The organism is Brachybacterium sp. sponge (assembly GCF_001613775.1).
GTDB classification, from domain to species: Bacteria; Actinomycetota; Actinomycetes; order Actinomycetales; family Dermabacteraceae; genus Brachybacterium; species Brachybacterium conglomeratum.
This window is the reverse complement of the sequence record NZ_LRMP01000003.1, coordinates 134,158-159,342: the sequence shown is the minus strand read 5'-3', so window position 1 is coordinate 159,342 and position 25,185 is coordinate 134,158. Positions and strand designations below refer to the sequence as shown.

The 25,185-nt window shown below is 72.2% G+C and carries 23 protein-coding genes, 1 tRNA gene and 1 other RNA gene; 10 read left to right on the top strand and 15 right to left on the bottom strand.

The features are described from left to right. A complete protein-coding gene (locus tag A4A78_RS13535; RefSeq protein ID WP_062950179.1) occupies positions 1-756 on the bottom strand; it encodes an SDR family oxidoreductase in 756 nt (251 codons plus the stop codon). Positions 757-918: 162 nt separating this feature from the next. On the opposite strand from A4A78_RS13535, the gene A4A78_RS13530 reads away from it, so the two are divergent. The 4 genes from A4A78_RS13530 to A4A78_RS13515 all read left to right on the top strand — a co-directional run bounded on the left by A4A78_RS13530 (position 919) and on the right by A4A78_RS13515 (position 3,034). After that, positions 919-1,000, top strand: a tRNA-Leu gene (locus A4A78_RS13530). A gap of 63 nt (positions 1,001-1,063) precedes the next feature. Further along, positions 1,064-1,708, top strand: coding sequence for a GDSL-type esterase/lipase family protein (locus tag A4A78_RS13525; RefSeq protein ID WP_062950178.1), 645 nt, complete (start codon positions 1,064-1,066; stop codon positions 1,706-1,708). A gap of 97 nt (positions 1,709-1,805) precedes the next feature. Beyond that, positions 1,806-2,495: a histidine phosphatase family protein gene (locus A4A78_RS13520; protein WP_062950177.1), complete on the top strand. Its 690-nt coding sequence runs from the start codon at positions 1,806-1,808 to the stop codon at positions 2,493-2,495. Then, on the top strand, positions 2,492-3,034 hold the full coding sequence (locus A4A78_RS13515) for a DUF4916 domain-containing protein (RefSeq protein WP_062950175.1): 543 nt from the start codon (positions 2,492-2,494) through the stop codon (positions 3,032-3,034). The genes A4A78_RS13520 and A4A78_RS13515 overlap by 4 nt, the downstream gene beginning before the upstream one ends. A 352-nt stretch (positions 3,035-3,386) precedes the next feature. Here A4A78_RS13515 and rdgB read toward each other — a convergent pair whose 3' ends face one another. The 6 genes from rdgB to clpS all read right to left on the bottom strand — a co-directional run bounded on the left by rdgB (position 3,387) and on the right by clpS (position 7,577). Then, positions 3,387-3,983 (bottom strand): RdgB/HAM1 family non-canonical purine NTP pyrophosphatase, encoded by a 597-nt coding sequence (gene rdgB / locus A4A78_RS13510; RefSeq protein WP_062950506.1) that lies wholly within the window; start codon positions 3,981-3,983, stop codon positions 3,387-3,389. A gap of 158 nt (positions 3,984-4,141) precedes the next feature. Continuing rightward, positions 4,142-4,900: a ribonuclease PH gene (gene rph / locus A4A78_RS13505; protein WP_062950170.1), complete on the bottom strand. Its 759-nt coding sequence runs from the start codon at positions 4,898-4,900 to the stop codon at positions 4,142-4,144. Between the two features lie 24 nt (positions 4,901-4,924). Further along, positions 4,925-5,707: an MBL fold metallo-hydrolase gene (locus A4A78_RS13500; RefSeq protein ID WP_062950168.1), complete on the bottom strand. Its 783-nt coding sequence runs from the start codon at positions 5,705-5,707 to the stop codon at positions 4,925-4,927. Further along, a complete protein-coding gene (murI, locus tag A4A78_RS13495) occupies positions 5,704-6,516 on the bottom strand; it encodes a glutamate racemase (RefSeq protein WP_010549739.1) in 813 nt (270 codons plus the stop codon). The genes A4A78_RS13500 and murI overlap by 4 nt, the downstream gene beginning before the upstream one ends. A gap of 102 nt (positions 6,517-6,618) precedes the next feature. After that, on the bottom strand, positions 6,619-7,254 hold the full coding sequence (locus A4A78_RS13490) for a DUF2017 domain-containing protein (protein ID WP_062950166.1): 636 nt from the start codon (positions 7,252-7,254) through the stop codon (positions 6,619-6,621). Continuing rightward, complete coding sequence (gene clpS, locus A4A78_RS13485) at positions 7,254-7,577, bottom strand: ATP-dependent Clp protease adapter ClpS (RefSeq protein ID WP_062950161.1); 324 nt, start codon at positions 7,575-7,577, stop codon at positions 7,254-7,256. Before clpS ends, A4A78_RS13490 begins: the two co-directional genes overlap by 1 nt. A gap of 111 nt (positions 7,578-7,688) precedes the next feature. On the opposite strand from clpS, the gene A4A78_RS13480 reads away from it, so the two are divergent. After that, a complete protein-coding gene (locus A4A78_RS13480) occupies positions 7,689-9,068 on the top strand; it encodes a nicotinate phosphoribosyltransferase (RefSeq protein WP_082835340.1) in 1,380 nt (459 codons plus the stop codon). A 31-nt stretch (positions 9,069-9,099) separates the two neighbouring features. Here A4A78_RS13480 and A4A78_RS13475 read toward each other — a convergent pair whose 3' ends face one another. Next, on the bottom strand, positions 9,100-10,908 hold the full coding sequence (locus tag A4A78_RS13475; RefSeq protein WP_231881052.1) for a DEAD/DEAH box helicase: 1,809 nt from the start codon (positions 10,906-10,908) through the stop codon (positions 9,100-9,102). Between the two features lie 136 nt (positions 10,909-11,044). Then, a complete protein-coding gene (locus A4A78_RS13470) occupies positions 11,045-11,419 on the bottom strand; it encodes a DUF3039 domain-containing protein (protein WP_040366846.1) in 375 nt (124 codons plus the stop codon). A gap of 110 nt (positions 11,420-11,529) precedes the next feature. Here A4A78_RS13470 and A4A78_RS13465 point away from each other — a divergent pair, with 110 nt between their 5' ends. Continuing rightward, the gene (locus tag A4A78_RS13465; protein WP_062950155.1) at positions 11,530-11,994 is read left to right on the top strand and encodes a VanZ family protein; all 465 of its coding nucleotides are present in this window, start codon (positions 11,530-11,532) and stop codon (positions 11,992-11,994) included. A gap of 182 nt (positions 11,995-12,176) precedes the next feature. Here the strand turns inward: A4A78_RS13465 and A4A78_RS13460 are convergent, their stop codons facing one another. Then, positions 12,177-13,634 (bottom strand): NAD-dependent malic enzyme, encoded by a 1,458-nt coding sequence (locus A4A78_RS13460; RefSeq protein ID WP_062950153.1) that lies wholly within the window; start codon positions 13,632-13,634, stop codon positions 12,177-12,179. A gap of 208 nt (positions 13,635-13,842) precedes the next feature. On the opposite strand from A4A78_RS13460, the gene A4A78_RS13455 reads away from it, so the two are divergent. Beyond that, a complete protein-coding gene (locus A4A78_RS13455; protein ID WP_062950147.1) occupies positions 13,843-14,370 on the top strand; it encodes a hypothetical protein in 528 nt (175 codons plus the stop codon). Between the two features lie 50 nt (positions 14,371-14,420). Here the strand turns inward: A4A78_RS13455 and A4A78_RS13450 are convergent, their stop codons facing one another. The 3 genes from A4A78_RS13450 to A4A78_RS13440 all read right to left on the bottom strand — a co-directional run bounded on the left by A4A78_RS13450 (position 14,421) and on the right by A4A78_RS13440 (position 19,923). Next, positions 14,421-15,095, bottom strand: a complete 675-nt coding sequence (locus A4A78_RS13450; RefSeq protein ID WP_231881051.1) for a hypothetical protein — start codon at positions 15,093-15,095, stop codon at positions 14,421-14,423. Between the two features lie 293 nt (positions 15,096-15,388). Then, entirely contained in the window at positions 15,389-19,303 is a 3,915-nt protein-coding gene (gene hrpA, locus A4A78_RS13445) for an ATP-dependent RNA helicase HrpA (protein WP_062950143.1), read from the bottom strand. A 158-nt stretch (positions 19,304-19,461) separates the two neighbouring features. Next, positions 19,462-19,923 carry a hypothetical protein gene (locus A4A78_RS13440; RefSeq protein WP_156488630.1) on the bottom strand — a complete coding sequence of 154 codons (462 nt, stop codon included), beginning with the start codon at positions 19,921-19,923 and terminating at the stop codon, positions 19,462-19,464. Between the two features lie 312 nt (positions 19,924-20,235). On the opposite strand from A4A78_RS13440, the gene A4A78_RS13435 reads away from it, so the two are divergent. Then, the gene (locus A4A78_RS13435; protein ID WP_062950138.1) at positions 20,236-20,763 is read left to right on the top strand and encodes a hypothetical protein; all 528 of its coding nucleotides are present in this window, start codon (positions 20,236-20,238) and stop codon (positions 20,761-20,763) included. Between the two features lie 58 nt (positions 20,764-20,821). Here A4A78_RS13435 and A4A78_RS13430 read toward each other — a convergent pair whose 3' ends face one another. Further along, on the bottom strand, positions 20,822-21,775 hold the full coding sequence (locus tag A4A78_RS13430) for a phosphotransferase (protein WP_062950131.1): 954 nt from the start codon (positions 21,773-21,775) through the stop codon (positions 20,822-20,824). Positions 21,776-22,114: 339 nt separating this feature from the next. On the opposite strand from A4A78_RS13430, the gene A4A78_RS13425 reads away from it, so the two are divergent. Both A4A78_RS13425 and A4A78_RS13420 read left to right on the top strand, forming a co-directional pair. Continuing rightward, positions 22,115-22,444, top strand: coding sequence for a hypothetical protein (locus A4A78_RS13425; protein ID WP_062950129.1), 330 nt, complete (start codon positions 22,115-22,117; stop codon positions 22,442-22,444). Then, positions 22,441-24,462, top strand: coding sequence for a glycoside hydrolase family 3 protein (locus A4A78_RS13420; protein WP_062950127.1), 2,022 nt, complete (start codon positions 22,441-22,443; stop codon positions 24,460-24,462). Before A4A78_RS13425 ends, A4A78_RS13420 begins: the two co-directional genes overlap by 4 nt. A 193-nt stretch (positions 24,463-24,655) precedes the next feature. Here A4A78_RS13420 and ssrA read toward each other — a convergent pair. After that, positions 24,656-25,026: a transfer-messenger RNA gene (gene ssrA, locus A4A78_RS13415) on the bottom strand. Positions 25,027-25,185 lie beyond the last annotated feature (159 nt).

Below are 25,185 nucleotides of genomic sequence, written 5' to 3'. Positions count from 1 at the left end.
TCAGCCCTGGGTGCGCGCCAGGAAGTCGTCGGCGCCGCCGACGAGCTCCACGTGCCCGGTCTCCACGTCGGCCGTCGCCATCTTCGCGACCTCGGCCGCGAACTCCTCGACCGAGTAGAGCTTCCCGGCCGCCTCGCGGCGCTGCTCGAGGGCGCCCGGACGCGCGCGGTCCAGCAGCGTCGCGGTGACGGTGCCCTCGATCATGTCGCCCGAGACGACGACGAAGGTGACGCCCTTGTCGCGCATCTCCGGGAGGCGCTCGGTCAGGGCGGTCTCGCCGGCGCGCTTGGAGCGGGCGACCTGCTCGTACTCGGGCATGGTCTCGACGTCGTCGATGAAGTGCGCCTGGTGGCTGGTCACGAACACGACGCGACCGCCGGCGGGCAGGTGTGCGAGGCCGGCCTCGAGCGCGGCGACCTGCGCGTCGCGGTTCAGGCGCATGGCGTAGTCCTCGCCGAGGTCCTTCTCCATGCCGCCGGACGCGTTCAGCACCAGCAGGTCGAGCCCGCCGAAGCTCTCGACCGCGGCGGACATGAGCGCCTCGAGGCCCTCGGCCGTGGTGAGGTCCGCGCCGACGGCGACGGCCTTCCCGCCGGCGGCCTCGATCTCGGCGACGACCTTGTTCGCCCGGGGCGCCTTCTGGCGGTAGTTGATGACGACGTTCGCGCCCTCGGCGGCGAGCAGCTTCGCGGTGGCCGCACCGACCCCGCGCGAGGATCCGGTGACGACGGCGGTCTTGCCTGCGAGGGCGCTCATGGGGAACTCCTGAGAGGTCGGGGATCGGTGTCCGTGACGGGTGGGGCGCGCTGTGCCGGCCGGGACCGGTCCGGTCGTGCGCCTCCGGCCGTCCGAGCCTACCGGAGCACGTCGACGAGGCGGTTCGGGCGCACCGCGACGCGCCCGCTAGGCTGGCCCGGCGCGCGAGTGGCGGAATTGGCAGACGCGCTGGATTTAGGTTCCAGTGCCCGAGGGCGTGAGGGTTCGAGTCCCTTCTCGCGCACGCGTTTCTCCGGCTGTGGCCGGCATCTCGGCGGAGGCATGTCCTGGCGGCTACGATCCGAGCGTGAACCGTTCCGTGGTGCTTGCGCTCTCCCTGCTGCTGAACCTCGCCCTGCTCGCGGCCGGTGGCTGGTACCTCGCCGAATGCGGAGCCCGACCGATCGCGGAAGACCTGGGGATCGTCGACGAGCGCCGACCGGCATACGAGGTCTACGCCGACGAGCGGTTCGCCGGGCTCGAGGGCGAGGCCACGGTGCTGATCGGTGATTCCCAGATCGAACGCGGGCCCTGGTCCGAGGTGCTCGATGCCCCGGTCGCCGTGCGGGGCCAAGGCGGCATGCTCCTCGACGAGGTCACCGCCACGGTGCCCGAGACCGTCCACGGCGATGCGGAGCGGGTGATCGTCTGGGCGGGATCGAACGACGTCCTGCACGAGCGGACGCCGGACGACGCCGGGCGGGACATGGGCGAGCTCCTCGCGGCCGTCGAGGACGCCGCCCCGGGCGCCGAGCTGGTCGTCCTCTCCCTGCCGCCGCTGGAGTGGGGCGACGTCACCGCGACGAACATCGCGCTCGGGGCCGCCGCCGAGAGGGCCGGAGCGACCTGGGTCGACGTCACCCCCGCTCTCGACGGGCAGCTCGCCGACGACGGCGTGCACCTCACCGGAGCCGGGTACGAGGCCGTCGCGGAGGCGCTCGCCGCCCTCTGACCAACGGGCCGCCCGGATCGTCGTGCACGTCCTCGGAGCCCCACGCGATAGCCTCGGCCTGCGACCGCACACGGCTCGAGAACGAGGAGAGCGCCCCATGACCCTGTTCGGGCTCGTCCGCCACGGACAGACGGACTTCAACCTGCAGAACCTCTTCCAGGGGTCCTCGGACATCCCGCTGAACGACACCGGGATCGCGCAGGCCCACGCCGCCTTCGACCAGCTGCCCGCCGTGGACTGGGACGTTGTCATCACCTCCCCGCTGCAGCGCGCCGAGCAGACCGGCCGCATCATCGGCGAGGACCACGGAATCCCCTTCGGCGGCACAGAGCCGCGTCTGGTCGAGATCGACTGGGGCGAGGCGGAGGGACAGCCCGTCGAGGAGATGGAGGCCCGCTATCCGGGCCGCTCGTTCCCGGGCCGCGAGGACCATCAGGCCGTCGCCGACCGCGGCTACGACGCGCTCGAGGACCTCGAGACGCGCTACCCCGGTCAGAAGGTGCTGCTGGTCGCGCACGGCACCCTGATCCGCTTCCTGCTCTCGGGCATCATCGAGCGCCCCCTGCCCTCCATCCCGAACGCGACGCTGTCGCTGATCGAGCTCGAGGGCACCACCTGGCGGGTGCGGACGATCGCCGGCGAACAGGTCGACCACGCCGTCGAGGTGCCCACCCGGGCGCAGAATCCCCGCTTCATCGTCGACAAGGCGCAGCTCGCGCCCCACACCACCGCCGACGCCACGGGCGCCGCCGCCACCACCGCACCGATCCCGGGAGGGAACGCATGAGCAGCCGTACCGCCGTGGACTCCGAGGGCTCCTGGTTCGATCCCGAGCGCGTCTCCGACCTGCGCCGTCACCTGCCGATCACCTACGTCGACGTGGTGCCCGTGCGCACCGACGTGGACGGGGCCGTGGCCGAGGTGGGGCTGCTGCTGCGCGCCTCCGGCGCCGGTCAGATCGTGCGCGCGATCGTCTCCGGACGGGTGCTGATCCACGAGACGCTGCGCGAGGCGATCGCCCGGCACGTCGAGAAGGACCTCGGGCCGATGGCGATGCCGCGCGTCCCCGTCTCCCCCGTCCCGTTCACGGTCGCGGAGTACTTCCCCACGCCCGGCGTCTCCCCCTTCCACGACCCTCGCCAGCACGCGATCTCGCTGGCCTACGTGGTCCCGATAGACGGGGAGACCGCCCCGCAGGAGGATGCCCTGGAGCTGTCCTGGTTCGGGGTGGACGAGCTGCTCGGCGAGTCCTCCCCGCTCCATGAGATGGACGGCGGGCGCGACCTGCTGGTGCGCCGGGCGCTCGCCTACATGGGCGCCGCCTGAGCGGCATCGTCTGAAGGCGCCGCTGCACGGTCACCGGCGCTCGTGACCCTCAGCTCGTGCCCTGGCCCGACGGGCTCCGGCGCCCGTGCCCTGTCCCGCGCGCCTGTGCTCCCCTCCGCGCCGCAGGCCGGCCGCGAACGGGCGCGGCGCGAACGAATTCGAGTGGAAGGTTTCGACCGCTTCACCTCATTGATACCGGTCGAAACCTGCCACTCGATTCCGTCGGGGACCCGCACGGCCGCCCCGGGCCGTCGACCCGCCGCCGAGTGCCGCCTCGGGACCGGCACCCGGCGGACCGGTGCGACGGTCAGGATGCAGCATCCGGTGCTGGGTGGGGACGGGGGTCGGTAGCTCAGCCGAGCAGGCCGGCGACGTGCGGTGCGATGGCGCGGAACGCCTTCCCGCGGTGGGAGATCGCGTCCTTCGCCTCGGCGGTGAGCTCGGCGGAGGTGAGCTCCTCCCCGTCGGGCAGGAACAGCGGGTCGTAGCCGAAGCCGCCCTCGCCCCGTCGCTCCCGCAGCAGCACACCGGTCATCTCGCCGCGCTCGACGTGCTCGACGCCGTCCGGGCCGACGAGCGCCGCCGCGCACACGAAGCGCGCGCCGCGATGCGCGTCGGGCACGTCGGAGAGCTGGGCGAGCAGCAGGTCGTTGTTCGCCTCGTCGTCGCCGTGACGGCCCGACCAGCGGGCCGAGAAGATCCCCGGGGCGCCGCCGAGCACGTCCACGGCCAGGCCGGAGTCGTCGGCGACGGCGAGCAGCCCGGTCGCCGACGCGGCGGAGCGGGCCTTCAGCAGGGCGTTCCCCTCGAAGCTCACCTCGTCCTCGACCACATCGGGCAGCGCGATCCCGGCGGAAGAGATCACCTGCTCGGGAGCGAGGCCGGGCACGGCCGCGGCGAGGATCCGCTGCAGCTCGCGCAGCTTCTTCGCGTTGTGGGAGGCAAGGATGACCCGCGCCCCGGCGGGGACGGAGCCTGCGGCGGCGCCGTCGGCCGACGGGCCGGCGCCACCGGGCGCGGCCTCGCCTGCCGACGGGGCGTCACCGCCGAGCACGGCACTGTCGGCCGGGCCGGATCCCCCGTCAGCCGCGGGATCGGACGCGGCGCTCATGCCTGCGCGGCCAGGACGTCGCGCTGGATCTCGGCGAGCTGGGCGCAGCCGGTGGTCGCGAGGTCCAGCAGGGTGCCGAGCTCGGCGCGGTCGAAGGGGGTGCCCTCGGCGGTGCCCTGCACCTCGACGAAGCCGCCGGTGCCGGTGACCACGACGTTCATGTCGGTGTCGGCGGTGACGTCCTCGCGGTACTCGAGATCCAGCAGCGGCCGTCCCTCGACGATGCCGACGCTGATGGCACTGACCGTGTCGGTGAGCACCTCGGACGCGGCCGGCAGATCGGTGTGGCGCTTCGCCCAGGAGACCGCGTCGGCCAGCGCCACGTAGGCGCCGGTGATCGCGGCCGTGCGGGTGCCGCCGTCGGCCTGGAGCACGTCGCAGTCCAGCTGGATGGTGTTCTCGCCGAGGGCGTCGAGGTCGATCACGGCGCGCAGGGAGCGGCCGATGAGGCGGGAGATCTCGTGGGTGCGCCCGCCGATCTTCCCCTTCACGCTCTCGCGCGGGGAGCGGGTGTTCGTGGCCCGCGGCAGCATCGCGTACTCGGCGGTGACCCAGCCGGAGCCGGATCCCTTCTTCCACCGCGGCACGCCCTCGGTGAAGGACGCGGTGCACAGCACACGGGTGCGGCCGAACTCGATCAGCGCGCTGCCCTCGGCCTGGTCCTGCCAGCCCCGGGTGATGCGCACCTCCCGCAGCTGGTCGGGGGTGCGGCCGTCGACGCGGTCGCCGACGAAGGTCTCGGTCTGGGGGCTCACGGGAGCTGCCTCCTCAGGGGTGGGTCAGGCGGTCACCTCGAGGATATCGGCCGGGCGGACCATCGTGATCGGGCCCGAGTGGACCTCCTGCGCCTCCGCGAGCGGGATCGCCGGATCGGTCCAGGCCGGGATGTGGGTGAGCGCGAGATGGCCCACCCCGGCGCGGGCGGCGGCCTCCCCGGCGCGGCGCCCGGTCAGGTGCACGCCGGTGAAGCGGTCGTCGCGGCCCTCGATGTAGCCGGCCTCGCACAGGAACAGGTCCGCGCGGCGTGCCAGGTCGTCCAGCGCCTCGCACTCGTCGGTGTCGCCGGAGTAGGCGAGGACGGCGTCACCCGCGGTGATGCGGAAGCCGTAGGCCTCCACCGGGTGCAGCACGGCGCGGGTCTCGATCGAGAAGGGCCCGATCGTGAAGCGGTGCCCGTCGGAGAGCGGGTGGTGCTCGAACGGGGAGCAGGTCACGCCGTCGGGCACGTTCCCCTCGCGGCTGAGCACCGCGGAGAGCCGGTCCGGCAGCGGGGCCGGGGCGTGGATCGACAGCTGGCCCAGGTCCGTGCGGGAGTGGTAGGCCCAGAACACCTCGAGACCGGTGAGATCGAGGTAGTGGTCGGGGTGGAGGTGGGAGATGATCACCGCGTCGAGATCGGCGGGGTCGATCACGCTCTGCAGCGGCCCGAAGGCGCCGGAGCCGAGGTCCATCAGCACCCGCCAGGTGCGCCCCGCCTCGTCCTCGTGCTCGAGGAGGTAGCTGGAGGCGGCGCCCTCGGGGCCGGCGAAGCTGCCGGAGCAGCCGATGACGTGGACCCTCATGCGCTCACCACCGGCAGCGACCCGGTCATGTCCAGGGTGGGGCCGAGGAAGCGGCGCGAGAGCAGCGCGAACTGCTCGCTGCCGCGGCCCTCGGCGGTCTGGGAGAAGACGTGCCGCGGGGAGCGATCGGTCTCGCGCAGGGCGTCCGCGGCGTGCAGCTGGCGGAACACGTCCAGCGCCGTCTCCTCCGCGGAGGAGACGAGGGTGACGTCCGGACCCATCAGGTAGCTGATGGGACCGGCGAGCATCGGGTAGTGGGTGCAGCCGAGCACGAGCGTGTCCACGCCCGCCTCGCGCACCGGGGCGAGGTACTCCTCGGCCACCTCGAGCACCTCGCGCCCGCTGACCACGCCGTTCTCGACGAACTCGACGAAGCGGGGGCAGGCCTGGGTGATCAGGTCGAGCTGCGGGGCCGCGGCGAAGGCGTCCTCGTAGGCGCGGGAGGTGACGGTGCCCTGGGTGGCGATCACTCCGACCCTCCCGTTGCGAGTCGCGGCGACGGCGCGGCGCACGGCCGGCTGGATCACCTCGATGACCGGCACGTCGTAGCGTTCGCGCGCATCGCGCAGCACGGCGGCCGACGCGGTGTTGCAGGCGATCACGAGCATCTTCACGCCGTGCTCGACGAGATGGTCCATGATCTCCAGCGCGAGGGAGCGCACCTCGGCGATCGGGCGGGGGCCGTAGGGCCCGTGCTCGGTGTCGCCGATGTAGAGCAGCTCCTCCTGCGGCAGCTGATCCAGCACGGCGCGGGCGACCGTCAGGCCGCCCACCCCGGAGTCGAAGATCCCGATCGGCGCGTTGTTCATCCCGGCAAGGCTAGTGCGGACAGGTGTCCAGGGCAGTGACGGCGCGCTCACTGCGTGCCGTTTCACAGTTCGTCCACACCCGCCACGCGACCGGACGACCCGTCAGTCCAGGGCTCGCAGCAGGCTCTCCTGGAGCCAGCTCAGCAGCTCGTACACGGCGATGACGATGTCGGAGCCGACGTGCTCCTCGTCGCCGGTGGAGTCCGCGCCCTCGACCCGCTCGCCGATCTGCTGGAGCATCCGGACGGTGTCGAAGTCGCCGTCGCGCTGCAGGCCGAGCCGGTCGGCGAGCACGATCCGCACGTCGTTCAGGGCGCGCAGCATCGACATCGCCTCGTCCTCGTCCAGGACCACCTCGCTGTGCCCTCCCCCGGCCGCGTCGAGGATCCTCATCACGCGGCGGAGGTCGGCGAGCTTCGCGTCGGCCAGATCGCGCTGGCCCAGGCGTCGGTACTCCTCGGCGAGCGCCGGGTCCTCCGACGCGGCGGGGAACAGGCGCCGCACGGCGGAGTCCGAGGGGGTGCGGGCCTCGCGGCCGGCGAACTCGGCCTCGAGCCGGCGCAGCGGGTCCTCGCTCTCGGCGGCGCGCCGCAGCGCGTCCCCGCCCTGGTCGATGCCGAGGTCCCCGCAAATCAGGTCCGCGGTCTCCTGGGCGACCTGGGCGATGATCGCCTTCTCCTCGCCGTCGAGGCGGCAGGCGAGGGAGCCGTCGGGTCGACGTCGGAACGCATGCGCCATCAGCCCTCCCCCGCCCTCTCGATCGTGGACTGCAGTCCGAAGGAGTGCATGGCCTGCACGTCGGTCTCCGCCTTCTCGCGCGAGCCGCGGGAGACGATCGCGCGGCCCTCCTCATGGACCTGCATCATCAGCTGCTCGGCGACCACGCGGGAGTACCCGAAGTAGCGGCGGAAGACGAACACGACGTAGCTCATGAGGTTCACCGGGTCGTTCCAGACCACGGTGCACCAGGGGCCCTCGGTCTCGAGCGTCGTGCGCTCCTCCGACGCGGCATCGGTGCGGGTCCGCGTCCGCGGTTCCGCCCGCGGCAGATCGACCGGCATGCACATCCCTCCTGAGTCTCGCCGCTGCCCGGGGCGCCGGGTGAGCGGCGCACCGAGTCTACGGGGCGCGCCGCCTCCCCTGCCCGCCCGCCACGCACTACGGTGGACATCGTGACTTCCGCCCTGCTCACCGACCTCTACGAGCTGACGATGCTGGAGGCGGCCCGGGATGCGGGGACCGCCTCCCGCCGCTGCGTCTTCGAGGTGTTCACCCGCTCCCTGCCCGCCGGGCGCCGCTACGGCGTGCTCGCCGGCACCGGCCGCGTGCTCGACGCGATCGCGGACTTCCGCTTCGACGACGCGGACCTGCGCTATCTCGCCTCCACCGGCGCGCTGCGGGAGGACACCCTCGACCATCTCGCGCAGTACGAGTTCACGGGCGACGTCTTCGGGTACCAGGAGGGCGAGCTGTTCTTCCCGAACTCGCCCGTGCTGCGGATCGAGGGGACCTTCGAGAACGCGGTGATGCTGGAGACGGTCGTGCTCTCGATCCTGAACCACGACAGCGGCGTCGCCTCCGTCGGCTCGCGCATGGTCACCGCCGCGCGGGGCCGTCCCCTGATCGAGATGGGCGGGCGGCGCGTGCACGAGGACGCCGCGATCGCCGCGGCCCGCGCCGCGTACCTGGTCGGCTTCGCCTCCACCTCGAACCTCGCCGCGGGCGCGCACTACCGCATCCCCGCCGCGGGCACCTCCGCGCACGCCTTCACGCTGCTGTTCGACAGCGAGGAGGACGCCTTCCGCGCCCAGCTCACCGCCCAGGGCGCCGGCACCACCGTGCTGGTGGACACCTACGACGTGGAGTCCGCGGTGCGCACCGCGGTGGAGATCGCCGGCCCCGGGCTCGGGGCGGTGCGGCTGGACTCCGGCGACCTGGCCGCGCAGGCCGGACGCGTGCGGGAGCTGCTGGACTCGCTCGGCGCGACCTCCACGCGCATCACCGCCACCGGCGACCTCGACGAATACCGGGTCGAGGAGCTCAGGGACGAGCCGCTGGACGGCTACGGGATCGGCACCCGCCTGGTCACCGGCGGCGGGCACCCCGCTCCGGGCTTCGTGTACAAGCTCGTCGAGCGCGAGGGCGCCGACGGGCAGATGCACCCGGTCGGCAAGTGGTCGACGGACAAGGCGACCCTCGGGGCGGGCAAGGCCGCGTACCGGATGGTCGTCGGCGGGCAGGCCCGGGCGGAGCTGGTGCTCCCGGGCGAGGCGGAGGTCGCGGAGTTCGAGCGGGAGCTGACGGCGGAGCTGATCTCCGGCACGTCCAACCCCGACTGGGCCCGCACCTCGCTGCGTCCGCTGCAGGTGCCGCTGATCGAGGCCGGCGAGGACGTCGCCCCGAAGCGCGCCCCCGCACGGCTCGAGGCCGCCCGCGAGCGCCACGCCGCCTCCCTCGCGGAGCTCGGCCTCGCGGCTGACGACGGGCCCGACGGCGAGATCGCGATCCCGACCCTCACCGACGGCGCGGAGGCCGCCCGCGTCCTGCGCTGAGCGCGCGGGCAGGGTCGGGAGTCAGCAGGGGTCAGCGGCGGCCGACGAACCAGCCGCGCACGATCGAGATCCGCTCCTCGATCTGCTCGGCGCTGGCCTGCGCGACGGCGGGCCCGCCGCTGCGCGAGCGCAGCGTGTTGTGGACCGAGCCGTGCGGGGTGCCGGACTTCTTCGCCCACGCCGAGACCAGGGAGCTGAGCTCCTTGCGCAGGTCCATGAGGCGGCGGTGGTCGACCACGCCGGGGGTCGTCGGCTGCTGGTCCGCGCCGCTCTTCTGGCGTCGGGCCTGCTGCTGGGCCTGCTGCTGCTGGAGTACGACGCGCATCTGGTCGGCGTCCAGCAGCCCGGGGATGCCGAGGAACTCCTGCTCGTCCTCCGAGCCGATCATGCCGCCGGCGCCGTACTCGCCGCCGTCGAACAGGACCCGGTCGAAGGAGGCCTCCGACTCGAGCGCCTCGAAGCTCATCTCGAGCTGGTCGCTGGCCTGCTCGGGCCGGTTGGCCTGCTCGATCAGCGACTCGTCGAGCCCGGTCTCCTCGTCGCCCGTCTTCGGCCGACGGTCCAGGACGTGGTCGCGCTCCTCCTCCATCGCGGCGGCGTGCGCCATCAGGATCGGGACGGTGGGCAGGAAGACGCTCGCGGTCTCGCCGCGGGTCCGCGAGCGCACGAAGCGGCCCACGGCCTGGGCGAAGAACATCGGGGTGGAGGTCGAGGTGGCGTAGACGCCGACGGACAGGCGCGGCACGTCCACGCCCTCGGACACCATGCGCACCGCGACCATCCAGCGGTCGTCGGAGGCGGAGAAGTCCTCGATGCGCTTGCCGGCGCCCTCGTCGTCCGAGAGCACCACGGTGGGTGCCTGCCCGGTGAGGTCGTGGAGGGTAGCGGCGTAGGCGCGGGCGGCCTTCTGGTCGGTGGCGATGACGAGCCCGCCCGCGTCGGGCACATGGCGGCGCACCTCGGTCAGGCGCCGGTCCGCGGCCGAGAGCACGGACTGGATCCACTCCCCCTTGGGGTCCAGGGCGGTGCGCCAGGCCTGCTGGGTGATGTCCTTGGTCTCCAGCGCGCCGAGCTGGGCGGAGACCTCGTCGCCCGTCTTGGTGCGCCAGTGCATGCGCCCGGAGTAGGTCATGAACAGCACGGGGCGCACGACGTGGTCGCGCAGCGCCTCGCCGTAGCCGTAGGTGTAGTCCGCCTTCGAGCGGGCGAAGCCCTCCGCGTCCTCCTCGTAGGTGACGAAGGGGATCTCGGAGTCGTCCGAGCGGAACGGCGTGCCGGTCAGGGCCAGGCGCCGTGTGGCGGGGTCGAAGGCCTCGCGCACCCCGTCGCCCCAGGTCCGGGAGTCGCCGGCGTGGTGGATCTCGTCGAGGATCACCAGGGTGCGGTCCGCCTCGGTGCGGGCGCGGTGCAGCGCCGGGTGCATGCCGATCTGGGCGTAGGTCACCGCGACGCCCTGGTAGTGGCTGCCGTGCGCGCCCTGGGAGTTGGAGAAGTTCGGGTCCAGGGAGATGCCCACGCGCGCGGCGGCGTCGGCCCACTGGGTCTTCAGGTGCTCCGTCGGGGCGACGACTGTGACCCGTCGGACAGTCCCCTCGGAGAGCAGACCCGCCGCGATCTGCAGCGCGAAGGTCGTCTTGCCCGCGCCCGGGGTCGCGACGGCCAGGAAGTCCTTCGGCGCCCGGGTGCGGTACATCTCGAGGGCCTCGGCCTGCCAGGCGCGCAGCTTGGGGACGGTGCCCCAGGCGGCGCGCTCGGGGTAGGCGACGGGGAGCGTCCTCGCCGCCGCCTCGGAGGGCTGGCGGGGGTCGCTCTGGGAGAAGAGGGAGGGAGTGGTGTTCACGGCGTGAACCACCGTACCGCCGGGGACCGACGACCCGCCCACCTGCCCGATGTGAGGAAGTCCGCGGGGGCGACGCGAGGGCGGCGCCGCCTCTCGGCGGCACCGCCCTCGCGGCGGGTTCCTGCAGGGCAGGGGCTCAGCGGCGACCGCCGAAGAAGCCGCGGAAGCCACCTCCGCCGCGGCCGGAGCCTCCCTTGCCTCCTGTGCCGTCGCCGCCGTCGTTCGGCTCGCGGATCCCCTCGTAGATCTCCTTGCACTCCGGGCACACCGGGTACTTCTCGGGGTCGCGGCCGGGCACCCACACCTTGCCGCACAGCGCGATCACGGGCGTGCCGCCGAGCGCGGCCTGGGTGATCTTGTCCTTGCGCACGTAGTGCGCGAACCGGTCGTGGTCGCCGTCGTCGGTGGTCTGCTCCTGCTCCTGCACCTGACGGTCCAGGACGGCGGTGGGCGCGGCCCCCGGGTCATCGGAGTAGGGGTCCATGCGGGACGGATCGGACGTGGAGGACATGGAGGTCATGACAGCCTCCCTCGCTTTCTGCCTCGGTCGCGGGCGTGCTCGTCGAAGCCTAGCGGCCCCGCCTCCGCGAGGACAGGACATGGGCCTGGGAGACTGCGTCCATGGATGGCGTGGCCGAGTTCTTCCGGAGGATCCCCGTCGAGATCGTGCGTGTCGGCGGCTCCGTGCCGTGGCGGACCGGCCTGCTCGGCCTCGCGCTCTTGCTCAACATCGGTTTCTTCCTGCCGCTGTCCCCGGGCGGGATCGGCCTGCCGGGGCTGGACAAGGCCGTGCACCTGCTCCTCTTCGCGGCCACCGTGTTCACCGCCGGACGGGTCCTCGCCCCCGCGCGGCGCTTCCCGATCGGCTGGGTCGTGGTGGCCGCGCTGATCCACGCCCTGGTGGTCGAGCTGGTGCAGCACACCGCGATCCCGGGCCGCTCCGGCGACCCGGTCGACGTCCTCTTCGACGTGGTCGGCATCGCGCTCGGCCTCGGGCTGTGGGCCGGGGAGCGAATGCTGCGCCGGGCCGCCGCCGAGCGCGAGGTGGAGCCGTCGGCCCCGCCGCTCGAGCAGCCGCAGCGCTGAGCAGCCGCAGCGCTGAGCAGCCGCGGCGTCGAGCTGGCGCAGCGCTGAGCTGCCGCAGCTCTGCGCGGCCATGAATCCGAGCGTCCGCAGCACCGAGCACTCGGCCGACGGATCGCGCCCGGCCCCTGAGCGCACGGATCCGACGTCGCCGGGGCCGCGACGACCCCGGCGGCGCGGCGGGGTCAGCCGTTCAGCGTGATCTCGTCGGCGTAGACCGCCGTCATCGTCCCGGTGATCGTGTCGATGGTGCCGGCCTCCTCGCGGGCGACCTGCTCGACCGCGCTCGCGACCGCCTTGGTCACCCCGTCGTGGAAGACGCTGGGGACGATGTAGGTGGGGTTGAGCTCCTCGGCGCTGACCACGTCGGCCAGGGCGTTCGCCGCGGCCAGCAGCATCCGGTCGCTGACCCGGGTGGCGTGGGCGTCGAGCAGCCCGCGGAACACGCCGGGGAAGGCGAGGACGTTGTTGATCTGGTTGGCGAAGTCGCTGCGCCCGGTGGCGACGACCTCGGCGTGCTTGACCGCCTCGGCCGGGTCGATCTCCGGGGTCGGGTTCGCCATCGCGAAGACGACGGCGCGGTCCGCCATCGTCGCGACGTCCTCGGCGGAGAGGATGTTCCCTGCGCTGACGCCGATGAACACGTCGGCGCCCGCGACCGCGTCCTGCAGGGTGCCGGTGAGCTGGCGCGGATTCGTGACCTCGGCGATCCAGGGCAGACGCCCCTCGAGCTTCTCGCGGTTCTCGTGGATGATGCCGTCGATGTCGGTGACGATGATGTCGCGCGCACCGGCCGCGCGCAGCAGGCGCAGGATCGCGGTGCCCGCGGCGCCGGCGCCGGAGAGCACGATGCGGGCGGTGGAGATGTCCTTCTCCACCACGCGCAGGGCGTTGCGCAGCGCGGCGACGACCACGATCGCGGTGCCGTGCTGGTCGTCGTGGAAGACGGGGATGTCGAGCTCGGCGCGCAGACGGTCCTCGATCTCGAAGCAGCGCGGGGCGGAGATGTCCTCGAGGTTGATGCCGGCGAAGACGGGCGCGATCGCCTTGACGTGGGCGACGATGTCGTCGACCGAGTGGGCGTCCAGGCAGATCGGGAACGCGTCGATATTGGCGAAGCGCTTGAACAGGGCGGCCTTGCCCTCCATCACCGGCATCGCGGCGAGCGGCCCGAGGTCGCCCAGGCCCAGGATCGCGGAGCCGTCGGAGACGACGGCGACGGTGTTGCGCTTGATGGTCAGGCGGCGCGCGTCCTCGGGGTTCTCGGCGATCGCCTTGACCACGCGGGCCACGCCCGGGGTGTAGATCATCGAGAGGTCGTCGCGGTGGCGGATCGGGAGCTTCGACTCGACCGTCAGCTTGCCGCCCAGGTGGGCGAGGAAGGTGCGGTCCGAGACCTTGCCGAGCTCGACGCCCTCGAGCTCCTTGAGCGACTCGACGACCTCCATCGCGTGATCGTGGCCGCTGGTGAGCACCGTGATGTCCGCCCGCATGCGCTCGGGCCCGGAGGCGGAGACGTCGAGCGCGGTGACCGTCGCCCCGTGCTGCTCGATGCGGCCGGTGATGTCGCTGACCGCTGCGGAGCGTGCCGCGAACTCCAGACGGACGGTGATGGAATAGCTGACGGATGGCATCGGTGACATGGAGCACAGCCTAACGCGCTCGACCTGCTCGGATCGACCGCGCGACCTGCAGGTCAGGACGGCTGCCCGGAGGGTGCGGCGGAGCGCGCCGAGAGCCGGATCCTGCCCGCCCTGCATCGAGCTGCCCACGTCACATCGACCACGGGAAGGTGCGGCATGGAATTCTGGGGCTCACGCCGGCGATCGAGGGGGACACAGACGATGGCAGATGCCGATGCGTGAACGCGTCATGCGCAGCTCACGGCTCGGCGTCCTCGCGGCTCCCCGACGATCGGCGACCCTCGCTCTCGCGACCGTCCTGCTGGCCGGCTGCGGCAGCGGCGCTCCCCTTCCCCCGTCGGAGGCGGTCGCGACCTACGAGGCGGTGGCCGAGGACCTCCTCGCCGCCACGACCTCGGTGCGTGCGATGAGCTGGGAGCGGCGCGGGCAGGAGATCCTCGAGCCCGGCGCCGAGGACTGCCGCTACCAGGCGGGGATCTGGCAGGCCGACGGCAACCTCTACCCCATGCCCGGACAGGGCATGGACTGGGCTCCCTGGCGGGAGGCGCTCGACCCCGTCCTCGAGGAGCACGGCTTCTCGTCGCTGGGCCGCGAACGACGCAGCGGCGCCGTCACCAGGCTGGAGGCCGACGGCGAGCACGGTGCGCGGGTGCGGCTGAACGCCCAGGGCGAGCTGCGGATCACGGACATCCGCGTGGACGCCGAGCCGTGCGAGGACTCCGCCCTCGGGCTCTGACCCTCACGTCCCGGCGGCTCCCGGTGCAGGACCGCCGGTCGGAACGGGCCTCAGTCGGTGTACGCGGCGACGTCCCCGGCGTAGCGGGCCCAGAGGGTCTGCGCGGCGGGGATCTGCTCGGCGTAGCGCTCGGGGTGGGCGGAGATCTGCACGGCCTGCGCGGCCTCGCCCGGCGCCCACTCGTGGTAGTCGGGGGCGAGGTCCAGCAGGCCGGGGGCCTCGGAGTGGTCGCCCAGGCCCAGGAAGGCGTCGATCGCGCGCTTCTTGTGACGCACCTCGTCGTAGGTGCCCCAGCCCATCGAGGGGCGCTGCTGGAACAGGCCGCCGGAGTCGAGGTCGACGGCGGGCTCGTAGTTGCGCAGCCAGGACTCCACGATCGCGGTCGCGAGGGTGATCGTCGCGGCCTGCTCGTCGAGGCCGTGCCCCTTGATCACCGCGATGATGAACTTCGCGTTCTCGATCTGCCACTCGTCCATCGCATCCAGGAGGAAGCCCTCGCGGGTCTCGGGACGGGTCATGAACTCCTCGGTCCAGGCCTCCTCGGCGCGGGCGGGCGCGACGGTGCCGAGCGCAGCCAGGGAGGTGAGGCCCACGGCACCGGCGAGGAAGAGGTGACGACGGGAGAGCGCGGCGGACGGGGAGACGGGCATCGGGGTTCCTTCGGTGCGGAGGGCTCCGGGCTCGTCGAGCTCTCGGGGCGGGGCGCTGACAACGTAACGAGGCATCCCGGATCCTGTGAAGGGCACCAGAAGCTCCCGGACAGCGCTGCGACCTGCGGTTTGATCTTCGCATGACCTCGCCATGGAAGTCCGTGGCACGGAGCTCGGCGCGGCGTCGCCCCCGGTCGTGCCCTCTCCTGGACGCCTGTCGCGGGGCCTCGGCGCGGCGCGAGGAGCCGGCTCGTCGGCCTGTCGGACGACTTCGGTAAAGCTTTCGTAGGACGTCCTGGGGACCGGCTGGGAGGGGCATGGGTCACGCGCAGGTCACGGCGCGGAGGTGCCCGTCACCTCGGTGCCGCTCAGGCGGAGAGCTCGGCGATCGCCCTGCGGATCCGCTTGTCCGAGACGGTCTGCGCCGTGCCGAGGGTCTGCGCGAACAGGCTCACCCGCAACTCCTCGAGCAGCCAGTCGATCTCCTGCACGTCGGGCTCGGCGCGGCGACGGGCGGAGAGCTTCTGCTTCTGTGCGGCCCAGTACTGCTCGAGGTCCCCGATCTGCCAGGCGAGCTGCTCGTCCCTGCGCGGGTTCTCCGGCAGCTTCTCCAGGCGGTGCAGATCGGCCTGCAGGTAGCGAGAGAGGTCCCCGAGGTGCGCGATCCCGGTGCGGGAGATGAACCCGTCGCCGAGCAGGGAGGCGGCGTGCTCGCGGATCTGCGTGAGATGGGAGAGGACCGCGAGGGAGGTGGCCCGGCCCAGCTCGCGCTGCAGCTTCGCGTTGACGGCGAGCGCGGCGGCGGCGTCCTTCACGGCGTCGGCGGCGAGCTCGTCGTGCCGCTGCCGCACGGTCTCCAGCAGCTGCTCGTACTCCGCGCGGGTGCGCACCTGGGCCTGCCCCGCCAGGTGCACGGTCGCGGCGCGGGAGGCGTCGGCCAGGAGCGCGGCGGTGGAGGCGTAGTCGGAGCCCGAGACGGCGAGCTTGGTGGGGTTGGGCAGGGCGTTCAGCACGCGGGAGAGGTCGGCGCCGATCTCCCGGTCGATGAGCGCGATGACGCCCTCGCGGTGGGCGAGGGCCTGCTCGTCGGCCGTGGCGAGGACGGCGAGGTCGACCCGCTCGAGCCGTCCGTCCTTGCCGCGCCGGGCGACGAGGGAGGGGTAGCCGGTGACCTTCAGGCCGCCGACGGTGGACTCGTGGACGGCCGGCACGCCGCCTGCGGGGAAGGTGGGCAGGTCGGTGCGCGCGATCTCGGTGGACTGGCTGGAGACCGTGGTGTCCACGCGCGTCTTGAGCCGCTGCTTCAGCGCCTCGAGGTCATCGCCGGTGCCGACCTGACGGCCCTTGCCGTCCACGACCCGGAAGTGCATCCGCAGGTGTGCGGGCAGCTTCGACAGGTCGAACTCGGGGCCGTACAGCGGCAGGTCCTCGGGCACGCCGGGCAGGGCCACGAGCTCGTCGGCGACCGCCTCGACGAACGCCTCGCCGCCGTCGGGGTCGTCGTCGTGCAGGGTCCCGGCGACGGCCTTGGCCCGTTCGGGGGCGGGGACCAGGTGGCGGCGGACGGGCTTGGGGAGGGAGCGGATCAGCTCGGTGACCAGCTCCTCGCGCATGCCGGGCACGAGCCAGTCGAAGCCGCGCGGTGCCAGGCGGTTCAGCACCGCGAGGGGGATCGTGGCGGTCACGCCGTCGGCGCCCTTCGCCCCGACCTCGCCGAAGGAGTAGCTCAGCGGCAGGGTGATGTCGCCCTGCACCCAGGTGTCGGGGAAGTCGGAGCGGATCGCCTCGGTGACCTCCTCGTCGGCGGCCAGCAGGTCCTGCTCGGTGAGGGTGAGCAGGTCCGGGGTCTCGTGGCGGGCCTTCTTCCACCAGGTGTCGAAGTGTCGGCCGGAGACGACGTCCTTCGGGATCCTCGCGTCGTAGAAGGAGAAGAGCTGCTCGTCGGAGATCAGCAGGTCGCGGCGGCGGGTCTTCGCCTCGAGCTCCTCGAGCCGGGCGATCAGGGCGCGGTTGTCGCGGAAGAAATGGTGGCGGGTGCGCCAGTCCCCCTCGATCAGCGCGTTCTGCAGGAAGATGTCGCGCGCGGCCTCGGGGTCGATGCGGCCGTAGCCGACGACGCGGTCGGCGATCAGCGGCACCCCGTAGAGCGTGACCTTCTCGTGCGCCATGGCGGAGGCGCGCTTGGAGGACCAGTGCGGGGCGGAGTGGGAGCGCTTGACGACGTGCGCGCCGGTCTCCTCCGCCCAGGCGGGGTCGATGCGGGCGGCGGTGCGGCCCCACAGTCGGCTGGTCTCCACGAGCTCGGCGACCATGACGTAGTCAGGTCGCTTCTTCGCCAGCGTCGAGCCGGGCCACAGCGCGAAGCGGGCGCCGCGGGCGCCGGAGTACTCGCGGGTGCGGTCGTCCAGCAGGCCGACGTGGCTGAGCAGCCCCGCCAGCAGCGCCTGGTGGATCGCCTGCGGGCTCGCGTCGTTGTCGTTGCGGGAGAGCCCTGCGTCCTTGGCCATGTCCCGCAGCTGGGCGTGCAGGTCCCACCACTCGCGGATGCGGAGGTAGTGGAGGTGCTCGGAGCGCACCTCGCGGCGGAAGGCGCTGGAGGAGAGCGCGTCGCGCCGCTCCTGCAGGTGGTTCCACAGGTTCAGGAAGGAGAGGAAGTCGCTGGTCTCGTCCTCGAAGCGCTTGTGCTTCTCCCTGGCCTGCTGCTCCTGGCCGAGCGGCCTCTCGCGCGGATCCTGGATCGACAGGGCCGCGACGATGATCAGCACCTCGCGCAGCGCGCCGAGTCGCCCGGCCTCGATCAGCATCCGCGCCATGCGCGGGTCCAGCGGGAAGCGGGCCAGGGTGCGGCCGACGCGGGTCAGCCGGCGACCGCCCGGTGCGCGCTCGTCGGGCTCGATCGCGCCGAGCTCCTCGAGCAGGCGCACGCCGTCGGTGATCGCGCGGGAGGCGGGCGGCTCGACGAAGGGGAAGGACTCCACGTCGCCGAGGCCCAGACTCGTCATGAGAAGCACGACGGAGGCGAGGGAGGTGCGCAGGATCTCCGGCTCGGTGAACTCGGGCCGGCCTTCGAAGTCCTCCTCGGAGAAGAGGCGGATCGCGATGCCGGGGGCGGTGCGGCCCGAGCGGCCGGAGCGCTGGTTCGCGCTGGCCTGGGAGATCGGCTCGATCGGGAGGCGCTGCACCTTGGTGCGCTGGGAGTAGCGGGAGATGCGCGCGAGCCCGGAGTCGATGACGTAGGTGATGCCGGGGACGGTCAGGGAGGTCTCGGCGACGTTGGTCGACAGGATGATGCGGCGGTAGGTGCCGGCCTTCGGCGGGGAGAAGATCTTCTGCTGGTCCTGGGCGGAGAGCCGTCCGAACAGCGGCAGCACCTCGACGGGCAGGGCGGAGCGGCCGCGGGTGCCGCGGGCGAGGTGCTTCTCGAGGGAGTCGGAGATCTCGCGGATCTCGCGCTCGCCCGGGAGGAAGACGAGCATGTCGCCGGGGCCCTCGGCGGCGAGCTCGTCGACCGCGTCGGTGATGGCCTCGGTGAGGTCCCGCTCGATGGAGTGGATGTCCTCGAGCTCGTCGTCCTCGTCGACGTCGGCCTCGAGCACGAGGGGGCGGTAGCGGATCTCCACGGGATAGGTGCGCCCGGAGACCTCGATGATCGGGGCGGGCTCCTTCTCCCCCGAGGGCAGGGTCGCGGCGAAGTGCTCGGCGAAGCGCTCGGGGTCGATCGTGGCGGAGGTGATGATGACCTTCAGGTCGGGGCGCTGCGGGAGGATCTGGCGGAGGTAGCCGAGGATCACGTCGATGTTCAGAGAGCGCTCGTGGGCCTCGTCGATGATGATCGCGTCGTAGCGCTTCAGGAGGCGGTCCCGGCCGATCTCGGCCAGCAGGATGCCGTCGGTCATGAGCTTCAGCCGGGTGCCGCGGGAGGTCTCCCTGGTGAAGCGGACCTGGTAGCCGACGGTCCCCTCGCCGAGCTTCTCCCCCAGCTCGCTCGCGATGCGCTGCGCGACGGAGCGGGCGGCGATGCGGCGAGGCTGGGTGTGGCCGATGAGCCGGCCGTCCTGCCCGTAGCCGAGCTCCAGGAGCATCTTCGGGATCTGAGTGGTCTTGCCGGAGCCGGTGGCGCCGGCGATGACCACGACCTGGTTCTCGGAGATCGCCTTCTGGATGTCCTCGCGGCGCTGCGAGACGGGCAGGTCTCCCGGATAGGTGATCCGCGGTCCGGGCGCAGGGGCCTGCTCAGCAGGGAGCGGCGCGGACGGATCGGGGCTCGAGGAGGGCGTGGTCATGGCGGGGCCACTCTACGTGGGCGGCCCCGCCGCCGTCGTGCAGATTCCGGGCCGCGGCGACGGGGCCCACAGCGGGTCGAGGAGCGGCACCGGGTCATGCGCCGAAAGGGCGGATGCCCCGATGGCCCCAGGGGACGAGCTCGCGCCGCTCGGCGCCGTCAGTCCTTGCAGTTCGAGAAGCTCTGGAACCCGAAGTTCTGAGTGACCTCTCGTTCACCGCTCCCGTCCTCGAGGGTGAAGGTCGCGCTCGCCTGACCGTCGGCGGCATTCCCGCTCACGTGGGAGACGTAGTCGACGCTGTGCGTACCGCCGGCGGCGATCTCGAACGTGTCGTTCGACGAGTCCAGTGGGAACGACACGTGAGTGTTCGAGTTGGGGCTCACCGTTATCGACCTGAGCTTGACGGTCACCTTCGCTCCCGTGTTCACGAAGGTGAAGGACAAGCGGTACTGCTTGGTTCTGGGCAGTTTGCAGCTCTTTCCAGCGTCGAGGACGGCCTCGATCGGCAGCGGCGAGGCGGCGAGCGCGGGCGCGGTGATGGCGACCGCTGCGACGGGCGCGGCCCAGGCCACCCCCTTCATCAGCGCACGTCGCGTGGTGACGGATGCGGTGCGGCTCAATGATGCTCCTTCGAACGTGCCGGACTCCCGGCTCCCTCCCCCGATCCGCGCAGGGGCCCACCCCTCCACGTCGAAACCGGCATACTTCCCATTTCGCCCCAATCGGTTGAACCGGACATTACTCGGCAGTACCGGGAGAAGCCAGGCAATTCGGACATGCAGGACTTTCGTGACATAAACGTGACCCTGGTCGGGTCCCTGCGTGCCTCCGGCCACGCCGCCCGGCTGAGGAGGAGCCGTCGCTCGGAGCACTGACCTGGGAGTTGTGCACCACCCGGAGCGCGTCGTCACCGTCCGGGCAGGATCCGGGGCATGAGATATCGGATCGGCTTCTGGATCGGGCCCGCCCCCGTCGACGACGAGTCGGCGTGCGCGGACCTGCACATGCACCTGCACACCGCTGGGCAGTTCGTCGGCTCACCCACGCCTCCCCTGCCGCCCACCCCTCGGATCGCGCGCTTCACCGCGGTCGTCCTCGACGAGTTCCCGGCAGACCTCGCGGACCCCCGGTCCCCGTGGCGGGACGAGGACACCGCGGAGGCCGCGCACGGGCAGACCTTCGCCCCGGTCCTGTTCGGGCCGGACCGGAAGGTGATCGGGCGGCTGACCCAGCTCGCGCACGAGCACGGCCTGCAGGCCTTCGACCTCGCCGCCCATCGCCTGCTGCGTCTCGAGGACGTCGTGGAATGGGAGGACGGGCCCTGGATCACTGGCCCACTCGGCGGCAGCTGGGACGAGCCCGAGGCCTTCGCCTGCCGCGGGCCGGAGATCGCCCGGGAGAGGCTCGGCCTCACTCCTTCAGCCCATGTGCTGGCCGGGACGGGAGAGGACAGTCCCTGAACGGCGTCGGCCAGCGCCCGGATGCCCCGATCGGTCCAGCCGGTGCGCGCCGCCCTGGTCAGCCCGCCAGCAGCCGCCGGCCGATGCGTCCGAGCGAGTGCCCCTCGGGATAGACGAGCACGAGCGCGAGCGCCATGCGCACGGACCAGGCCCGGGCGCGCGCCTGCAGCGCCTCCCAGATCGCGTCGTCCTCGATCCCGGTCCAGGCCGCGGAGGCCCGATAGACGTCGAGCAGCCCGGCCCAGGACGAGGAGGGGTGGAGAAGAAGGGCGCCGAGATCGCTCGCCGGGTCGCCGCGGGTGGTGTCGCCCCAGTCGATGAGGGTCACCGCGCCCGGGGAGGTCGGCGGTGGGACGACGATGTTGCCGGGGTGCGGGTCGCCGTGGAGCAGCAGCTCGCGGCCCTGCCATTCGTCGGCGTCGATGCCCGCCCGCCAGATCTCGGCGACGCGGCGCGCGGCGTCCTCGTCGAGCCCTGCCCGGTCGAGATCGGCCGCGAAATGCTCGGCGCGGGTCGCGAGCGGCACCCCGCGCACCGGGTTCCGTCCCACCTCGGGGGCGGGGCCGGAGTGAATCGTCGCCAGCATTCGGGCGAGGTCCTCGGCGACCTTCTCCTGCGTCACGGCGTCGGACTCCGCGGCCGTCACCCCGTCGATCCACTCGACCACGACGGCGTCCTCGGCGGTCGCGATCACACGCGGCAGGTCCATCGGGAGCGTGGTGCCGAGCCCCCGCAGACGGCGCAGCACCGTCACCTCCCGGCCCAGCAGCGCTCGCGAGCTGCGGCGGCGGGCGATCCGCAGCACCAGCGGGGCGCCGTCGAGCGTGCCGATCGGCCACAGCACGTTGTCCCAGCCCTCGCCGCGGGGCCGCTTCCCGATCGCCCAGCTGATCCGCTCGAGCTCGACGCCCTCCTCGGGCCGCAGCCACGCGCAGAGCAGTTCCACGCGACGCAGATCCACGGGCAGGTCGGCAGGGGGGAGGACGGGGGCGATATCCGGCGTGCCGGTCATTCGCCCACCGTACCGGGCAAGGGCCCGCCCGGACGGGCGTTTTCCGACGCCGCCCACGCCCCGGGGCCCGGAGGCCGCGCGTCAGACCGGCGCTCCCCTTCGTCCCTGCCCCTGCATCCCTGGGCCCGCGCGGCGCCCGCCCCGTCCTGCGACGGCAACCGGAGGGAATCCGCGCAGGTCCTTGCCGGGGGTGAGTACGGTGTGAGCTGGAGCGAGCATCGAGGCTCCACGGCCCCTGCGGTGCGTCCGCGGCGCCCCATCGCCTCGGCCGCGCGCCCCGTCGCAGGGCAGGGGACGCCCCGTCGGCCCCGCGGCCATGACCGACCCCAGGAGGTTCCCGTGGCCCGCATCGGCATCCAGCTCATGATGCTCAAGGAGCATCGGATCGCGCTGCCGAGCGCGGAGGTGCTCGATGCCCGCGACGCCGGGGACCGCGAGACCTGGGACCGCTACTGGGGCGGGGACATCGTCCAGTTCGCCGAGGTGGGCGAGGGGACCCTCGACTGGCGTCCCGTGATCGAGCAGGCCCTCGCCTCGGGCGCCCATCACCTGCTCATCGAGCAGGACCGCAACTACGGCCGGGACATCTGGGAGTCCCTGGCAGCCAGCCGCGCCCATCTGGTGGCGCTCGGCTACGAAGGAATGATCACCACAGGAGGTCGTCGATGACGCAGCAGGTGCCCCTCTCCAGCAGGGTCAAGAAGATCATCGAGGTCGACGGGCTGGAGTTCCGCGACCTCGACGGCGACGGGCAGCTCACCCCGTTCGAGGACTGGCGCCTCTCCCCCGCCGAGCGCGCCGCGGACCTCGTCGCACGCATGTCCCCGGACGAGAAGCTCGGGCTGATGGTCATCAGCTCCCGCCCGATGGGCATCTCGCAGCACAACAAGGAGCTCACCAGCCACGACGGCGTACTGGACGAGCAGCACCTGCCGATCAAGGTCGACCCGCACACCAGCGCCGGCATCCCCTTCCAGGGCACCACCGAGATGATCCGCGGCATGCACATGCGGCACTTCATCATGCGCGAGGAGCCCACCGGCTCCCGGATCGCCACCTGGATCAACGCGATGAACGAGGTCGCCGAGGACACCCGCTGGGGCATCCCGGTGATCGTCGCCGCGAACTCGAAGAACGAGGCCGGCGGCTTCAAGATGGGCGGCACCCCCGAGGACCAGCCGTTCGCGCAGTGGCCGGGCACGCTGGGCCTGGCCGCGACGGGCTCGCTCGAGGTGATCGAGTCCTTCGCCGCGCACTCGCGCCGCGAATGGGTCGCCTCGGGCCTGCGCAAGGGGTACATGTACATGGCCGACGTGCTCACCGACCCGCGATGGTTCCGCGGTCAGGGCACCCTCGGCGAGGACCCCGAGTTCGTCTCCCGCGCGATCGGCGCGCTGGTGCGCGGCTTCCAGGGCGAGGACGGGCTCGAGAAGGACGGCGTCGCGCTGACCACGAAGCACTTCCCCGGCGGCGGCGCGCGCGAGAACGGCACCGACCCCCACTACGCCGAGGGCCGCTTCAACATCTACCCCACCCCCGGATCGCTGGAGGACTACCACCTCCCGCCCTTCCAGGCCGCGATCGATGCTGGCACCTCTTCGGTGATGCCGTACTACGCGATCCCCTCGGACGAGAAGTCCTCCACCCCGCAGGGCCGGGTCAGCGAGTTCGAGCAGGTCGGCTTCGCCTTCAACCGCGAGATCCTCGGCCTCCTGCGGCAGATGGGCCACCGCGGCTACATCAACTCCGACTCCGGTGTGCTCTCGAAGATGGCCTGGGGCGTCGAGGAGCTGACCACCGCGGAGCGCGTGGGCGCGGCCGTCATGGCCGGCACCGACATGTTCGCCGACACCAACGACGTGGACTCCGTGCGCGAGGCGTACGTGAAGGGCCTGTTCACCTCGGAGCGGCTCGACGAGGCGGCGAGCCTGCTGCTCGAGGAGCTGTTCGCGCTGGGGCTGTTCGAGAACCCCTACGCCGATCCGGAGGAGGCCGACCGCGTGGTGGCGAACCCGGAGGCGGCGGCCGCGGCTCTGGACGCGCACCGCCGCTCGGTGGTGCTCGCGAAGAACCACGACTCCGTGCTCCCCCTGACCGCCGAGTCCCTCGCGGGCAAGCGCGTGTATCTCGAGCTGTTCGCGAAGGACCTGCTGGTCAAGGACCTCGATGCGCTGCGTCGACGGATCGCCGAGTCGCATCCGGGCATCGACTTCACCACCGACCACCGCGGTGCGGACGTCGCGATCGTGATCCTCGCGCCGTTCATCGGCAGCTACTTCGAGTTCGTCGGCATCGGGGACCTCGCGATCGACGACCACTCCCATGTCGACCTCGCCAAGGTGAAGGAGATCCGCGAGAGCGTCGGCACGATGGTCGTGGCGCTGGATGCGAAGTTCCCCTGGCTGCTGGACGAGGTGGAGCCGCTGGCCGATGCGCTCCTGGTCGGCTTCGACACCGACCGTGACGTGCTGGTCGACGCGGCGCTCGGCGAGTTCGCGCCGACGGGGAAGCTGCCGATCACCTTCCCGGCCGACGCCGACGCGATCGCGGTCGACGAGGACGGCCGCTGCGCCTCCCCGAACGACGTGCCCGGCTTCGCGAAGGAGCGGCACATGGACGGCCGGGCGTACGTGTACGTCGACGCCGACGGGAACCGCTATCAGCTGGGGCACGGCCTGAGCTGGTGAGCCGAGCGGGGGCGGTGCGGGAGAGCCGCGCCGCCGCCCCGGCGCTGCGCCGATGCCTCGCTCGGCGCCTCGCCTGAGGTCCGTTGCGGGTCCGCGGTCGGCGGGGCGCCGCCGATCGAGGACCCCGGACATGACGAAGGCCCCCTCCCCCGCGCTTCTGCGCAGGTGAGGGGGCCTTCGTCGGTGAGTGCGATCGTGGAGCCGGCGGGAATCGAACCCGCGTCCGATAGTGCGGAGCCAGGGCTTCTCCGGGCGCAGTCCGTGTTGGCGTTTTCTCAGTCCCGACGATCCCACGGACGCGTCGTCGACGGACTCAGTCACTCTGAGGTGTTCATCCTTCCCCGGTGACCAGGGTCGGCAGCAGTGGCTCCTTAGATGATGGAACGATCCGGGTCAGGAGCACCCCCGGGGTTCCAGACTGCTAACGCTGATCAGGCAGCGAGAGCGAAGTCAGTGCGCTTGGGTTCGGCACTTATTGGTTTCCAGAGGACGTTAACGAGATGACTCTGGATTCTCGGCCCGCTTCCCCTTGCTGGACAACTACCGTCGAAACCGATCGGCCCCTGGCGTGGGAAGGCATGACTATCGTGACGGCGCTCTGGCCGTCGTCGCACTCACTCTTCGGTTGTCAAACACCCACGTGCGCCCCTCGGGAGGAACGCTGTGGATCGAGTCTACCGCGAGCGCGCGACGATCTGAAGCGGGTATCTCTCAGCTCACGGC